The organism is Shewanella mangrovisoli (assembly GCF_019457635.1).
Classification (GTDB): domain Bacteria; phylum Pseudomonadota; class Gammaproteobacteria; order Enterobacterales; family Shewanellaceae; genus Shewanella; species Shewanella mangrovisoli.
Genome location: NZ_CP080412.1, coordinates 3,603,421 through 3,617,846 on the forward strand (window position 1 = coordinate 3,603,421; position 14,426 = coordinate 3,617,846).

General features: G+C 47.7%; 13 protein-coding genes. 6 read left to right on the forward strand and 7 right to left on the reverse strand.

Features of this window, described 5'->3' with window-relative positions; all coding sequences use genetic code 11:
* Positions 1-4: 4 nt before the first annotated feature.
* Both pgi and K0H60_RS15760 read left to right on the forward strand, forming a co-directional pair.
* Complete coding sequence (gene pgi / locus K0H60_RS15755) at positions 5-1,642, forward strand: glucose-6-phosphate isomerase (protein WP_220056307.1); 1,638 nt, start codon at positions 5-7, stop codon at positions 1,640-1,642.
* Between the two features lie 216 nt (positions 1,643-1,858).
* Entirely contained in the window at positions 1,859-2,044 is a 186-nt protein-coding gene (locus tag K0H60_RS15760; RefSeq protein ID WP_007650190.1) for a DUF3545 family protein, read from the forward strand.
* Between the two features lie 67 nt (positions 2,045-2,111).
* Here the strand turns inward: K0H60_RS15760 and K0H60_RS15765 are convergent, their stop codons facing one another.
* The 4 genes from K0H60_RS15765 to K0H60_RS15780 all read right to left on the reverse strand — a co-directional run bounded on the left by K0H60_RS15765 (position 2,112) and on the right by K0H60_RS15780 (position 6,131).
* Entirely contained in the window at positions 2,112-2,648 is a 537-nt protein-coding gene (locus K0H60_RS15765; RefSeq protein WP_011717974.1) for a hemerythrin domain-containing protein, read from the reverse strand.
* A 222-nt stretch (positions 2,649-2,870) separates the two neighbouring features.
* Positions 2,871-3,596 carry a hypothetical protein gene (locus K0H60_RS15770; protein WP_220056308.1) on the reverse strand — a complete coding sequence of 242 codons (726 nt, stop codon included), beginning with the start codon at positions 3,594-3,596 and terminating at the stop codon, positions 2,871-2,873.
* Positions 3,589-4,191: a sigma-70 family RNA polymerase sigma factor gene (locus K0H60_RS15775; RefSeq protein ID WP_086903836.1), complete on the reverse strand. Its 603-nt coding sequence runs from the start codon at positions 4,189-4,191 to the stop codon at positions 3,589-3,591. The genes K0H60_RS15770 and K0H60_RS15775 overlap by 8 nt, the downstream gene beginning before the upstream one ends.
* 44 nt (positions 4,192-4,235) lie before the next feature.
* A complete protein-coding gene (locus K0H60_RS15780; RefSeq protein WP_220056309.1) occupies positions 4,236-6,131 on the reverse strand; it encodes a vWA domain-containing protein in 1,896 nt (631 codons plus the stop codon).
* Positions 6,132-6,356: 225 nt separating this feature from the next.
* Here K0H60_RS15780 and dauA point away from each other — a divergent pair, with 225 nt between their 5' ends.
* The 4 genes from dauA to K0H60_RS15800 all read left to right on the forward strand — a co-directional run bounded on the left by dauA (position 6,357) and on the right by K0H60_RS15800 (position 11,375).
* Positions 6,357-8,129 (forward strand): C4-dicarboxylic acid transporter DauA, encoded by a 1,773-nt coding sequence (dauA, locus tag K0H60_RS15785; RefSeq protein WP_220056310.1) that lies wholly within the window; start codon positions 6,357-6,359, stop codon positions 8,127-8,129.
* A gap of 242 nt (positions 8,130-8,371) precedes the next feature.
* Positions 8,372-8,863 carry a 5-(carboxyamino)imidazole ribonucleotide mutase gene (gene purE, locus K0H60_RS15790; RefSeq protein ID WP_011626975.1) on the forward strand — a complete coding sequence of 164 codons (492 nt, stop codon included), beginning with the start codon at positions 8,372-8,374 and terminating at the stop codon, positions 8,861-8,863.
* Positions 8,863-9,960 carry a 5-(carboxyamino)imidazole ribonucleotide synthase gene (gene purK, locus K0H60_RS15795; RefSeq protein WP_220056311.1) on the forward strand — a complete coding sequence of 366 codons (1,098 nt, stop codon included), beginning with the start codon at positions 8,863-8,865 and terminating at the stop codon, positions 9,958-9,960. The genes purE and purK overlap by 1 nt, the downstream gene beginning before the upstream one ends.
* Before the next feature lie 152 nt (positions 9,961-10,112).
* Positions 10,113-11,375 carry a sensor domain-containing diguanylate cyclase gene (locus tag K0H60_RS15800; protein WP_220056312.1) on the forward strand — a complete coding sequence of 421 codons (1,263 nt, stop codon included), beginning with the start codon at positions 10,113-10,115 and terminating at the stop codon, positions 11,373-11,375.
* 50 nt (positions 11,376-11,425) lie between these two features.
* On the opposite strand, the gene K0H60_RS15805 is transcribed toward K0H60_RS15800, so the two are convergent.
* The 3 genes from K0H60_RS15805 to gshA all read right to left on the reverse strand — a co-directional run bounded on the left by K0H60_RS15805 (position 11,426) and on the right by gshA (position 14,310).
* Positions 11,426-12,043, reverse strand: coding sequence for a transglycosylase SLT domain-containing protein (locus K0H60_RS15805; protein ID WP_086903831.1), 618 nt, complete (start codon positions 12,041-12,043; stop codon positions 11,426-11,428).
* Between the two features lie 156 nt (positions 12,044-12,199).
* A complete protein-coding gene (locus tag K0H60_RS15810) occupies positions 12,200-12,661 on the reverse strand; it encodes a hypothetical protein (RefSeq protein ID WP_220056313.1) in 462 nt (153 codons plus the stop codon).
* On the reverse strand, positions 12,661-14,310 hold the full coding sequence (gene gshA / locus K0H60_RS15815) for a glutamate--cysteine ligase (RefSeq protein ID WP_220056314.1): 1,650 nt from the start codon (positions 14,308-14,310) through the stop codon (positions 12,661-12,663). The genes K0H60_RS15810 and gshA overlap by 1 nt, the downstream gene beginning before the upstream one ends.
* Between the last annotated feature and the right edge of the window lie 116 nt (positions 14,311-14,426).

The window sequence follows — 14,426 nt, forward strand, 5'->3', positions numbered from 1 at the left end:
TTCGATGACTATCTTGACCCAAAGCACAACTTGGCAAGCGTTAGCCGCGCATAGCCAGCAGATCCCGCATATGCGGGAACTCTTTGCAGGCGATCCTGCACGCTTTAGCAATATGTCGCTTTCTACCTGTGGCTTATTTTTAGATTATTCAAAAAATAGAGCGACACCAGAGACACTCAACTTGCTGCTGACACTGGCGCAAGAGGCAAAGCTTGACGCTAAAATCAAGGCGATGTTTGCTGGTGATATTATTAACACCACCGAAAAACGTGCCGTGCTGCATACCGCACTGCGCAGCACCGCCGAGCAAACCATCATTGCCGAGGGTCAAGATATCGTTCCTGAAGTACAGCAAACGCTGAACAAGATGCAGCAATTTGTCACTTCAGTTACCTCAGGACAATGGAAAGGTTTCACTGGCAAAGCCATTACCGATATCGTCAGTATCGGTATCGGTGGTTCGTTCCTTGGCCCTAAGATAGTTTCCCAAGCATTACGCCCTTACTGGATAACAGGTCTCAATTGCCATTTTGTCGCCAACGTCGATGGCACCTCGATCAGTGAAAAACTCAAGCTGCTCGATCCTGAAACCACCCTGTTTATCATGTCGTCTAAGTCTTTTGGTACACAAGAGACGCTGACCAATACCTTAACGGCCAAGGCGTGGTTTTTAGCCAAAGGTGGTTCACAGTCTGATGTGGCGAAGCACTTTGTTGCCGTGACCTCTAACGTGGCAAAAGCGACTGACTTTGGTATCGATGCCGACAATATCTTCCCGATGTGGGATTGGGTTGGTGGTCGTTATTCACTTTGGTCCGCCATTGGCTTACCCATCGCTTTACTTATCGGCATGGATAACTTCCGCTCCCTATTAAAGGGCGCGCAGCAAATGGATACCCATTTTGCCAATGCGCCTCTAGCGGAAAATATGCCCGTCATCATGGGCTTATTCTCGCTGTGGTATGGCAATTTCTTTAATGCCCAGAGCCATGTGGTATTGACCTACGATCATTACCTACGTGGACTTCCCGCTTACTTCCAACAACTCGATATGGAAAGTAATGGTAAGTCAGTCACGCTCAACGGTACTCATGTGGATTACAGCACGGGTCCTGTAATTTGGGGCGGCGAAGGCACAAATGGTCAGCACGCTTACCACCAGCTGCTACATCAAGGTACTGCATTAATCCCTGCCGATTTCATTATGCCGCTGCAAAGCCATAATCCTATCGGAGAGCACCATGATCAGTTAGCCTCTAACTGCTTCGGACAAACCCAAGCACTCATGCAAGGCCGCACTTTGGATGAGGCGCTTACCGAATTGAGCAAGAGCAGCTTAAGTGATGAAGAGAAGTTACTTATCGCCAAGCACAAAGTCATGCCTGGCAATAAGCCAAGCAATACGCTGTTAATGGATAAGCTGACTCCTGAAACCTTAGGGGCACTGATTGCGCTCTATGAGCACAGAACCTTTGTCCAAGGCGCCATTTGGGACATCAACTCCTTCGACCAATGGGGTGTTGAACTCGGAAAAAGCTTAGGTAATGACGTCCTCGCCCGCATCGGCGCCGAGCAAAACGCCACCGCCTTAGATGCCTCAAGCAATGGGTTAATTAACCTATATCGACAGGGTAAAATCTGATCGAACAAAAAGCCAGCAATCGCTGGCTTTTTTATTTTATCTTATTAATAAACCTAAAATATTCGCTCACAACTTCCTCTAGCGCTCTCGCGAAGATCAATGACATATCATTCAAACTTCATTTCAAGTTAACACAAATGAAACATAATTCTTGCACCCTGTTTTGAAAATATGTTATTTAATCGCTGACAAAACATACAACAACAGGAGGTTACCATGGATCGTTTAGATTATGGTTGTGCGCTAGATGAAGTCGTAGAAAGACCCGATCGCTCGCGAGGCTCCAATAAAAAGCGTAAGTGGCGAGAAATTGAAGCGTTAAAGGACAAACATCGTTTACTCAAGGAACTTCAAGAGATTGATAACAACTTTGATTACGATATAGACGCTATCCAGTTGTAACCCATTGTTTGATAAACAGCATATAAAGAAAAAGCGCCAATGGCGCTTTTTCTGTTTCTACGTACCTCTACTCAGCTGTCCTGAGATAAGAACGCAACTCATCAAAGGCCTGTTGCTCACGGTCGAGGAATAACGGATCATCGATTAACGAGGCTTGGCATTGCTGCTCAATAAGGTGCCAATCCTTATCGGTTAAGGTTTTAGCCAGCAGGGGGAAGATTTCCCGCTCTTCCATTTGCATATGCTTTTCTTGCAGGTCGACATATTCGGCAAAATCAGCCACCAATTTATCCCTCGCGACTACTATGTCACTCAGGATCAAATTCAAGGTATTCATTAATGCCGAGGAGGCTGCGGTTACTACTTGATGCTCGGCGCTAAGCTTATCGATTTCATCATTTGCCTTATTTGCCAAATAATAAGCATAGATAATGTCTTCAACAGGATGATGGCTACGCTCAGCATATCCTTGCATATACTCTACTATGTCCCGAACCACGATAAAATTAATCGCCTCACCTTCAGCTAATTTCATCTGCTTGTTTTTCAAGACATTCAACAACACTGCTATATGTTTATGATCATGCATGAGTCTTTTAAGCATATCGCCTCCTGAAATTGGGCTCTGACTATTGATACTAGTCAAGTCGTCTATCGATCTCCAATATAACAGGCGAATTCCTGTTCACTTTATGACCACGATCAAGTAATTAACACGAGAGTCTGTAAAAAAGGCAATATTAATAGGCAAAACATCTTTATGTCACAATAGTGAGCATGGACAGTGAGTTAGGACAATTATCCCTAACTCACTGCAACTTGATGATTATGGATTTAATTCACTAAGCTGTTGTTGCAATTCTTTAAATTTGGCAATCATCTTAGCATCAACCGACACAGGCTCTGTTTCGCTTTTTGCCAACTCAGGATATTGCTTTAGCAGCGTTTGCGCTAAGGCAGATGCCTCCTGGGTTTGTTTAGCTTCAATCAAGGCTTGTAAGCGTGTTAAAGACTCCATCAAAGCCTCATCACGAGGTATTACAGCTTGATCTGGCTGCGGCAGTGCCCGTGCAATTTGTGGTGCTGCACGAGATTCAGCTTGCTGATTTTCCCGCGCAGACATCTTAGCCAGTGCCCTCATCACTTCCCTTTGCCGATTTTGTGTGGCGGCCTCTTCCACTTTGGCTTGATGCGCCATCTCGGCTTCTTGCGTAGCGTTATCTAACTGAGTTTGAGCGGGCATGGGGGCACTCATAGTCAAAGCGGCAGGCGCGACTAACTCCTCCTCAAAATGGTCTCGGTTAAGGATCACTAAGCCAACGACAAGCACTAAGGAGGCGGCACTCGATAACGCCCATGGAAAACGGCGCCACACGGGCGTAGCTACAGGCTTAAGCTGGCTCACATTCATTTCAGCTAGGCGGGCCTGTGATAGGCGCAAAATATCTTGATCGAGCCTCTCTGGCGGCATTTCCAATGCCTGCTTGTGATACCAAGCCGAGACTTCCTGACGTAGTGCCTCTTCTTCCGATGACAGAGTGGAATTACTCATGGCCAACCTCCTGCCATTTAGCATTGACACAATCTTTTAAGCTTTGATACGCATAGCGAATGCGGCTCTTGGTTGCCTCGAGTGTCACCCCGGCAATATCGCTGATCACAGCGGCGGTAAAGCCCATTTCGATATTGAGAATAAAGGCCTCTTTCTGCACTTGGGGTAACAGGGCTATACAGGTTTTCAACAACAGACTCTTTTGCGTTTCCTGCCAATGCACATCGGGTTGTTCCTGCTCAGCTCCCACAAAGGTATCTAGCCCTTCCTCATTATCGTGGCTGACTAAGTCGACGGGCTTAACCGCCCTGACATGGTCAATCAACAGATTATGGGCAATCCGATAGAGCCAAGTATTAAACTTTGCACTCGGCTCATAGTTGGCGGCGGCACGGATCACCCGTCCCCAAGTTTCTTGATATAAATCTTCGGCTAACTGTTTGTCGCCGAGTTGGCGCACAAAGTAACGGTACAAGGCGCCTTTGTGTTTAAGATAAAGCTGCTCAAATGCTTTGCCATCGCCCTTGGCATAGCGCAGCATTAACTGTTCATCGGTATGCTCATGGGCATGCATTTGCGGTATCGCTAGGGCCATGGCAGCTCCCTAATGGTTAACTAACTGAAACATAATAATTTGGTTCATTGCTGATGCGGTTTGTCCTCAGGCGGGAAAGGTTTATCTCCGGCATCAAAGGATTTTTTGATTGGCGCTCGCTGTGTTTGTGCGAGTGCCGCAGCTGTATCGACAAGTTGCATAAATTCATGTCGGTAACCGCTGGTATCTTCCCCCAGCGCAGAACGTGTGAGCGCACTAAGCTTATTATAATCAAATTGATGCAAATAGTGGCTTTGATTCAGCAACTGTCCTAAACCAGCCACTGCAGCGGCAAACCGAAAATCATCACTCGCCTGCGCTAATGATTTCACTTTTTGATCGGCACGGATTGGATAACTCAGTAACTGGCTTTGAGCCGCATCCGGTAGCTGATAACGTAATTTAAGGTAGGCGATTTCGTCGCGGCTATATTTTTCATTGCCCGTTTTGGGATTATAGCCATAGCGAAGCTTATCATTGGCCAAATTACCCGCATCAACATAACGCAACTCGTAAAGCGCCGTGACCGTATGCCCAGCGCCAATTTCGCCCGCATCCACCTTATCGTTATTAAAATCCTCACGTGCGAGGGCGCGGTTCTCATAGCCAATCAGACGATACTCGGCCACAAGGGCGGGATTAAACTCGACCTGCACTTTCACTTCTTTCGCTATCGTGAGTAAGGTTGCACTTAACTGTTCCACCAGCACTTTTCTCGCCTCATTGAGGGAGTCGATATAGGCGTATTGCCCATTGCCCTTATCGGCTAATTGCTCCATCAAATGGTCATTGTAGTCGCCCATACCAAAACCGAGTGTCGTGAGCCCTATGCCCTGTTGTTTCTGCATGCTAACTAAATCGATTAACTCATCGAGGTTGGTCGTGCCGACATTAAAGTCACCGTCGGTCGCGAGAATGACTCGATTGATACCGCCTTCAACAAAGTGTTTCTGCGCTAACTGATAGGCAAGCTGAATCCCCTGCGCCCCATTGGTTGAACCGCCGGCACTAAGCTGCTCTAACGCATAGTTAAGGGTTTGAGTATCGTTACCAGCTGCACCATCTAACACTACACCAGCGGCGCCGGCGTAGACGACAATCGATACCTTATCCTGAGCATCCAGTTGCTGAGTCAGCATTTTCAAGGCAGTTTGCAGCAAAGGTAACTTATCGGGCGATGCCATCGACCCTGACACATCCAGCAGAAACACTAAGTTACTGGCGCCCAGTTCAGCCTTACTCTGCTCATATCCCTTCAAACCGATGCGAAGTAACATCATGTCATCGTTATAGGGCGATGGTGCAAGCTCGGTCGTAACACTAAAGGGCGCGTCATTTTTCCCCGGCAGTGGATAGTCATAGGAAAAATAATTCAGCATTTCCTCAACCCGCAGCGTGTCCTTCTGTGGTAACCGCCCTTCCTTTAACATTCGCCTTAAGGTCGTGTAACTACCAGTATCGACATCGATAGCAAAGGTGGAGACCGGGATTTTCCCCGCAACCATGATGCCGTTTTGCACTTGCTTCTCGAAGCGATTGCGCTCGGGTGGCACAGCCCCCGGCCAATCGCCGTTTAACGCGGGCGCAGCACTGATACTGGCAGTAGGTTGCGCAATATAGGCTCGACTCTCAGCGCTCATTGTTCGCAATTTTGCTGACGAAGCTTGTTCATGCATCGCGATTGCGACATCTCTTTGCCTATTGGCCTGACGCTCGGCACTTTCATTAAGATCTACACTTTCATCAAGCTCTGCACTTTGTTTAAGCGCCGCCTGTTGCTCGGCGACGAGTTTTGCTTGAGCGGCTAATTCAACTCGCTTTTGCTGCTCAGCGGCTTTATCACTGCAACTACTCAAACCAAGCAAAATAGCGAGTGTTAATCCCGAAACAACAAAACTTAAATGCGCTTTATGGCGAAAGACTGAAGATGGATATCTCATGATAGTGACCTAATCAAAGTGTTCTCAATGGTGGATATCCCTATAAACGCAGCCTCGGTCCAAAAGGGTTATTTGGAGAGAGAAATTGTCACATTCACTTTACCAAGCACAGTATTTATCAAAAACAAAGACATTTAACCGCCTTTTGCAACTATGATCACACAAGGACATTTTTCTGGACTCTAAAATAGAGCCTTGTAACAAGCCGCGTTTATGGACCCACACGTGTCACACTCTGCTCATTTGTTTTCATTAAGAATTGCCCACGCCCTTAGCGAGGCGTGTGTAAAAGATAAGTATTCGGTTAAACGTTTTGGACAAGATCTGCTGGCGGGGCTCACCGTCGGGATTATTGCCATTCCGTTGGCGATGGCACTGGCCATTGCCAGCGGTGTCGCCCCACAATATGGCCTATACACCGCCATTGTCGGTGGTTTTATCATAGCGATGACGGGTGGCTCCCGTTATAGCGTGTCAGGGCCAACGGCCGCCTTCGTCGTATTACTCTATCCCATCGCCCAGCAATTTGGTTTGGCGGGACTGCTCATTGCCACTGTGATGTCAGGCATGATGTTAGTCGCCATGGCGATGTTAAGGCTCGGTCGATTGATCCTCTACATCCCAGAATCCGTCACCTTAGGTTTTACCGCAGGGATTGGGGTAGTGATTGCAACCTTGCAGCTAAAAGACTTTTTTGGCCTGCATATAGAGCACATGCCGGAGCAATATTTTGCCAAAATCATGGCTTTAGGTCAGGCATTGCCCAGCCTTCACTTACCGAGCTTATTAGTCGCCGCGGCCACCTTAGCCACTATGCTACTCTGGCCTAAACTGAAGATCCCAGTACCAGCCCATCTGCCCGCAATCGCCTTAGGTAGTATTCTTGCCCTAGTGTTAAATGCCATGGGCGCCGATATTGAAACCATAGGCACACGCTTTCATTATCAGTTAAGCGATGGCAGTGTCGGCACAGGTATTCCCGCAGTTCTCCCCCACTTTGAATGGCCTTGGTTACAAACGGGCGCAAACGGTCAAGCCTTTGAATTTAATCTAGCAACCTTTCAAGCCTTACTCCCTGCCGCCTTTGCGATTGCCATGTTAGGTGCGATTGAATCGCTGCTGTGTGCCGTAGTGCTCGATGGCATGACAGGAAAACGCCATAGCGCAAACAGTGAGCTTCTCGGCCAAGGGATAGGTAACATCATTACCCCATTTTTTGGCGGTATCCCAGCAACGGCAGCCATCGCCCGCAGTGCGGCAAACGTTAAGGCGGGTGCCCAGAGTCCGATAGCATCTATGATCCACGCCATAGTGGTCTTGGTTGGGTTAGTCGCGCTCGCGGGAGTATTAGCCTATTTACCCATGTCAGCCATGGCCGCATTATTATTGGTGGTGGCTTGGAATATGAGTGAAGCCCCCAAAGCGGTGCATTTACTGAAAACGGCGCCCACCAGCGATATTTTGGTGTTTTTAAGTTGTTTCTCCTTAACGGTGATCTTCGATATGGTGATCGCCATCAGTGTGGGGATTATCTTAGCCGCCCTGCTGTTTATGAAAGAAATTGCTGAGATGACTAAGCTTTATGATATCAGCACCAATAAGCGCTATGTCGATCAACCCCTCCCCGCTGACTGGGCGGTTATAAAAATTAACGGCCCATTGTTTTTTGCCGCGGCTGATCGAATTTTTGCCGAGATAGCGAGCCTCACCCAAGACAAACAAGTCATCGTCCTTTACTTAGATGGGGTATCCATCCTCGATGCAGGTGGTCTTGCGGCACTCAATAAGCTCATCGATAAATGTAAACTTAACCACACTAAGCTGATCATTGCCGATTTGCAGTTCCAACCCATTCGCACCCTAGCGAGAGCTAAAGTGCAACCGATTGAAGGCGTACTGAAGTTTTATCCCACCCTGCGCGAAGCCTTGGCAGAAGCGCCTGTGCCAGAACAGATTGTCGAATCAAGTACTACTGTCACTCAGTCACCCTCAAGTTAACCCTTCTTATACCTGTCCCCTGAAACCTTTAATGGTCTCAGGGGATTTAAGCCCATTCAGCGAACACTTTATCCACGCTAAAAGCGCTATTTTTACGCGCAAAAACGTCAGAAATCAGGCTTTACATGCTATTATTCTGCGCCATGATGCTCCCGGCTCTGACAGAGGTTGCGGACATCGACTGTACCCAGACCTGATACAAGGTCGAAATATAATTAAAATTAGTGAGTTAAGGAGTTATCATGCAAGCCCTTGTTGCTGTTGTTATGGGTTCTAAGAGTGATTGGCCCACAATGGAAGCCGCCGCTGAGATCATGGATAAACTGCAAGTGCCTTACCATGTTGAAGTCGTATCTGCCCATAGAACGCCAGATAAACTGATGGAGTTTGCAGCCGGAGCCGCTGACCGTGGTTTTAAAATTATTATCGGTGGTGCGGGCGGCGCTGCTCATTTACCCGGAATGATTGCCTCAAAAACTCGCTTACCCGTATTAGGTGTACCAGTACAAAGTAAAGCGCTGTCGGGCATGGATAGCTTACTGTCTATCGTGCAGATGCCAAAAGGCATTGCCGTTGGCACACTGGCCATCGGAACCGCTGGAGCCTTTAACGCCGGTCTACTCGCCTGCCAAATCTTAGCCAATAACGATGCCGAACTTGCCGCACGTTTAGAAGCCTTTAGAGAAGAACAAACCCGCGCAGTGCTGGACAATCCCGATCCGAGGGAAGCCTAATGACTCAAGCAAGCGCAAAACCTAAGGTTTGGGTATTAGGTAATGGCCAGCTTGGCGCCATGCTGACCCACGCGGGCGAGCCTTTGGCTATCGATGTTCGCGCCGTTGATATCATGACGCCAACCGATGAAATCCTGCCGCTAACGCCTCAGGATATCATCACCGCCGAACGCGAGCAGTGGCCCGAATCCGCCTTAAGCTTACAACTCAGCACCCATCCGCATTTTGTTAACGGCCCAGTATTTAGCCGTTTGGCCGATCGTTACAGCCAAAAAAGCTTACTCGATCAGATCCAAGTCCCAACCGCGCCTTGGACACTCGTCGATGATAAGACCGACGTCGAAAATCTATATCAAGATTTTGGCCCGCGCGTGCTGATGAAACGCCGCACAGGTGGTTACGACGGTAAGGGTCAACACTGGCTAAAACAAGCCGAAGCGGGAGAGATCCCCCAGGATTGGCGTAACTTAGCCATTGCCGAACAAGCAATCAACTTCGATGAAGAAGTCTCCTTAGTCGGCGTACGTACCCGAGAAGGTCAATGCGTGTTTTATCCATTAACACTCAACCTGCACCAAGACGGCATTTTGATGGCCTCAATTTCGCCACTGACTCGCCTGAATCACCTGCAAGCCCAAGCGGAAGGCATGCTGAGCGCCCTTATGCATGAGCTGGAATATGTCGGCGTGATGGCGATGGAGTGTTTCCGTGTTGGCGATAAGTTGCTGGTTAACGAGTTAGCACCGCGGGTGCACAACTCAGGCCATTGGACCCAAGCGGGCACCCATATGGATCAATTCCAACTGCATTTAAGAGCCCTGTGCGGTATTGCGATTCCGCAGCCACAGGTGAACTTTCAATGCGTGATGGTCAATTTGATTGGTATCGACAACGATCCTCGCTGGCTAAGCCTGCCCAATGCCGAGCTGTATTGGTACAACAAAGAGGTTCGTCCTGGCCGTAAAGTCGGACACTTAAACCTTTCTGTGCCCAATACTGCCGTGTTAAAAGACAGTATTAGCGCGCTGCAAACTTGGATGCCAAGCCAATACCAAGCGCCACTCGCATGGATTTTAGCTGAGTTCGCTAAAGCCTAACCGAGCCGCAGACCACTGATAGGGGAGCAAATTTGTTCCCTTATCAGTCATTTTTTTATCTTCGTTATATACTTATCCATACTCAGCGTGAATGAGTTAGTGATGTAGTGATTAAAGCTGACTAACCGGAGCACGAACAAAGGAACTGCCGAGTGAAATTAAGGGATAATTTTAAACGTAAAACCATAGACCGCCTGGACTATCGCTATCATCTATTGCTGCTGATAGTGCCAATAGTATTATTCGTCTTACTGTTTGTGTTTAATGCTCCCACCGAAGGCTGGACTATTCTGCCGCTGCTGTTTGTCTGTCTTATCTATGTGATTGCCTACAGCCTTATTTATTATCTTCACCAGGGTCGTTTAACCCGCCTATGGCAACACTTAGAGCAAGTGGTGAGCATTAATGACGCCATTTATGAACTTGCCCATCTATCGAGCCAGTATAAAAATGAACATGCGTTTCTCGATGCACTGCTGAATAAAGCCGTTTGCATCATTAACGGGGCCGAAATGGGTAGCATCATCAAAGTCAATGAAGAGACCCATAAACTACACTTCGAATCCGTTGTTGGGCTAGACCTTAACATGCTCAAGCAATTGAATTTTTCCCTCGAGCAGTCCTTCGAATATCGACTCACTAAGGGAAAATGCGATCGCGTGGTGGTAGTGGATGATATGAAAAACATCAATGCCGCCAGTACGCTCACCGGTGAAGAGCAGCACATCTTGCTCACCGCGGCTAAGCAACCGATACGTTCTACACTCTCAAGCCCAATACGCATCGATGGCAAACTCTATGGCATGCTTAATCTTGATAGCAGCAGCGTCGGTGCCTTTAGTGATTACGACCGCAATCTGGTCTCTATTCTCACCCATGAGGCCAGCAATGCGATTGCCCTTTACCAGAAGTCATTGCAAATCACTAAACTCGCCAACTTCGATAACTTAACCGGACTCTATAACCGTAAAAACTTCGAAGATGCTCTGCAACATTGGCAACCTAAGGCTCATCTAGGCAGCTTTTTGGTGATTATCGATATGGATAATCTCAAGACCATTAATGATCAGCATGGGCATCAGGCTGGCGATATGGCCATTAAGCGAGTAGCGAATACCATACTGAGTTATTGGAAGCATAAAGGCATTATCTCGCGCTTCGGAGGTGATGAGTTTGTCGCCCTCTGCCATGGTCCGTTAGAGCTGCTTGAAAGCGATTTGGATGCTATGCGCATCAAATTACACCAAGAGTCATCCTTAAATCTTAACTTCAGCGTGGGGATAGCCGCATACGACAATGATTGGGCAAAATCATTTAAATTGGCAGACCAAGCCATGTATGAGCAAAAACGCGGTAAGAAGAAAGCGATAAAAGCACTCGAAGCGATTGCTGCCAATAACCAATTAGCGCAGTAGTGACATTAGGAGCTTATCAACCATAAGCTCCTGAACGCATAAATCTATTACTAGCCGAAGAATAAGCGCCACAGCCAAGAAGAATCTAAATCCTCCTGACAAGTTTTATACTGGGCCGCATAGCGCTTAGCCCTGTCATCCACCTTAGCCGCGACTTTAACCAGCCACGCCTTAGACTTATAAGTCCCACGGCGATAGCCTCCCCAGCCTTCGTGATAATTGAGGTATTGCGCCCTCGCATCCCACTTGGAAACGCCATTGATTTTATTAGTCTTGTAAATAAACCAGCCCATAAAATCCATGGCATCATCAAAATTACTGCGAGAAGACCAACTGTTTCCCGTCTCGCGAACATAATCATCCCAGGTCATGGTTTTGGCCTGTGCATAGCCATAGGCATCACTGGCTCGACCGATGGGAATAAAACCTAAAAAGTACTCCATTGGCGGTGCGGCATTATGCTTGAAGGAGCTTTCTTGATACATCATCGCCAGTGGCACATGCACAGGCACGCCCCATTTATCACGGGTGTCCTTAGCGGCTTCATACCATGAACGATGCTCTTGAAAAATATCGCAAAGGTTATCGGGAGATTTAGGCGGAGAAGTGGCGCAGCCAGACAGTAAACCAATGGATGCACATAGCAGAGTTGTCGAAAGCCATTTCATTCAGCGCTTGTTCTCCCAAGAAATAAAACTGGCCCATCATCGCACAGTCATAGGGTGAGGCAAAGCGCCAATCCTGTTTTTGGCGCTAAGATCACCTTAACGCCTATTATCAGGCCAAACTCATTAACAGAAATGACAATCCATTGTTAAATCGGACTATTTTGTTTCAGGGCTGAGATCAAACTGGCATTCATGGTTTTCTTGCTGCCACACACCAGGCTCCCAATAGTTGGTATCTTTACCCATATAGCGCTTATCCGTATGGAATAAGGCACCAATATGGTAACGCTGATGCCCTTCCACCATTAACTTGAAGGTTTTAGGAGTACGCGAACTGAGGGAAACCCCAAGGGAAGGATCATCAATCAGCTCGGCGACAGTGAACTCATATTCCCCCGGTGCCAATTGATAATTAGGTTTAGACACCACAGGCTTACCATTGAGATGGGTCACCACTACGCGATACCAATGGGTGCTGGCATCGGGCTGTAAATACCCGGACACAGTGCCGCAACTTAAGTCATCTTCAGGCGAAGAGGCACAACCAGACAACAATGCCGTGAGCCCAAGTAGACTAGCGGCAAGTGTAAGTTTGTGCCCAGTTAAATAGTGACTCATTAGGATGAAGTCCCGAAATAGTCCGTCAGATAATCATCAAAGGATACCGCACTTTGCGCCGCTTCGATGTCCGCTTGCTTGTTAAGCGATGCTTGCGCCTCGGCTTGATAATCGCTGACAACTTCGGCTGATAAGGGGTAATCCATAAAGTATTGGTGATATTGCTGCGCCAGTGACATCACCCATTGTCCATGATCTTGGCCGTTAGTGATTAATTGTTGGATGACTTGCCCTGACAACGTCTTTTGTGGGTCATTCACGGCTTCGCGCCAATGAGCTAAGGCCACTTGGTAGTCCTGTTTATCACCATCGAGCAATTTGGCCAATGCATCCAAATGCTCAAACAGATCCAAAAGCCACGTTTGCAGTGAGCGTGTACCTGTCTCGGTTAATAACTCGAGCCCTGGTTTACGGCCTTCAAGCACGACGGATTTTAAGTTAGCACTTAAACGGGCTTCTTCTGCCACATCGCACTTAGGCGACTCGGTTAATAAGCAATAGAGTAAAAACAAGTCGAGGAAACGCACTTGGTTCTCTTCAATCCCAATCGGGCTGAAGGGGTTTACATCTAATGCACGCACCTCAATATATTCAACCCCCGCACGGGCAAGGGCTTCAGAGGGTTTCTCACCGCTTTTGGTGACGCGTTTAGCACGGATAGGCGAGTAAAATTCGTTTTCAATTTGCAGCACATTGGCATTGAGCTGGCGATATTCACCATCCACCTTCACCCCGATATTGGCAAAGTTGGCCGATGGCATCTTAATCGCGGCTCTCACCCCAGCCAGATACTCGGGCAGGGAGTTATAAATGATATTAAGATCTTCTTGCTCTTTATTGGTGTAACCTAAATCGCTCATCCGCAGCGAAGTCGCATAGGGTAGATACAAGGTGCCACGGCCCGATTTTTCAAAGCGTAAATCGGTCTTCTGCCCCTTGATAAACGAGCTACACAGCGCAGGTGATGCCCCAAACAGATAAGGTAACACCCAGACTAAACGGCGGTAATTACGAATAAGGCCAAAGTAAGATTCGGAGATAAAATCCTCAAAGCTCACGCTTTTATCACTCAGCTCATAGAGGCTTTGCCATAACTCCTGCGATACCGAGAAGTTAAAATGCACCCCAGAGATAATCTGCATCAGGGCGCCATAACGGTAGGTTAAGCCCTTGCGATACAAGGTTTTCATCTTACCCGTGTTCGAAGTGCCATAACGGGCGACTGGAATATTCTGCTCATCCTTCACGTAACATGGCATGCTCACAGGCCACAGGCGCTGACCATGCAAATGACGCACGCTAAAGGCATGGGTCTCGGTCAGTCCTTGCAATAGGGGGCCAACTTGATTGTTCACCGGAGTGATAAATTCAAGCAGTGCTTCACTGTAATCTGTCGTAATACGCGAATGCGTTAATGCCGAGCCAAGCTCTAATGGATGACCATCTAACGCAAGGTAGCCTGACTCGTCGATACGCAGCGCTTCACGCTCAATTCCACGTAACATGCCAAGGAGTGCGGCACGCCCTTGAGCGTCCGAGAAATGTTGTACTAATTCATTGAATGGCTTCAATTTGCGCTTCTCTGATTGGTGATTCGCTATCGCGACAAGGTTAACAGTCAGACCTTTATTTTGAGGCTTATCTTTCAAAATACGCCTCAAAATAAATCTAAACCTGTCCGTGGGGCAAGCCTAATTACATTCTTCTACGATAAAACGCAGACGGTGACAGCTAATGCTGTCACCGTCTTACTCGTTAATACTTT